We start from the raw sequence: 967 nt of genomic DNA on the forward strand, positions 1-967 counted from the left end.
CAGAACGCCCTTTACTGGTGATTCGTCCGGCTCAACTCGCTAGCTACCTGAATGACAATAGTATTGTGTATCGCACATCAAATACTCAGATTGTTCAAGCCAAACGCCACCAGTGGGCTCAAAGTATTTCTGAGCAAATTACCCAACGTGTTGTGGCTGAGCTGCGCCAAAAACAAAGCGACTATTGGCCAGTTGAAATGAATAATCTTCTGGATCAAAGTGGAGAATCCAAGCTTCAACTTAGTTTGAACAAGTTTAATGGTAGCTACCAAGGTAACGCAGAGATTGAAGGTGAATGGTTACTCATCGATGCAAGCGGCAACGTCGTTCGAAGCTCGCAAGTAAAAATATTGATGCCATTGCAAGATGAAGGCTACGACGCTCTGGTTGATGCACTGTCGGCAGGTTTGAACCAACTAACCGACGATATAGCTGCGCAGCTATAGTAAATAGACATCAGATACGAAAGTCATCAGATAAAAGAGGGGAGCATCACGCTCCCCTTTCTTGTTTATGTATGTTTAGCGGCTCAAGAGATTAAGAATATGGCTTGTCGATATGTAGCTCATATCGTTTGATGCTTCTTGGCGGCTGACAGGATTCAAACGCACTCTCGGCATCAAATAAAATCCAATCCCGGCGGTGGGCTTCCCCTAGTTTTTTCGCTTTGTTGGCATCGAAACATTCCATCTCATTCCCACCTTGGGTCAAGATATACCGATTCGGCTTTTCTTGTAGCCACAACCAAGCATTGCGCTCTTGCTCTTTGTGATCTGATAAATAGCTAAAATGTGTTACCGACACAGGTGAAAACAGCAAAAATTGCTCTTTAAATAGCGTCAGTCCTAACTCACCATCTTTACCGATTGCTTTTTGTGCTTCTGACATGATCTCTTTAGCCGGCGTGCGAACTGGGTTAAGCAATGTATAGCCCGCAACGCTATACCAGACCCAAGTCAGCGCAAGA

At 44.7% G+C, this 967-nt stretch carries 1 protein-coding gene and 1 pseudogene; one reads left to right on the plus strand and one right to left on the minus strand.

The annotated features are described in order from the left end of the window. The coding region (locus R7Q48_RS25225) for a PqiC family protein (RefSeq protein WP_318132877.1) at window positions 1-446 on the plus strand (446 nt) is incomplete at its 5' end. Between the two features lie 91 nt (window positions 447-537). Here the strand turns inward: R7Q48_RS25225 and R7Q48_RS25230 are convergent. Then, a pseudogene (locus R7Q48_RS25230) lies at window positions 538-967 on the minus strand (glycosyltransferase family 39 protein); the annotation flags it as partial.

This window comes from Vibrio sp. 378 (assembly GCF_033339435.1).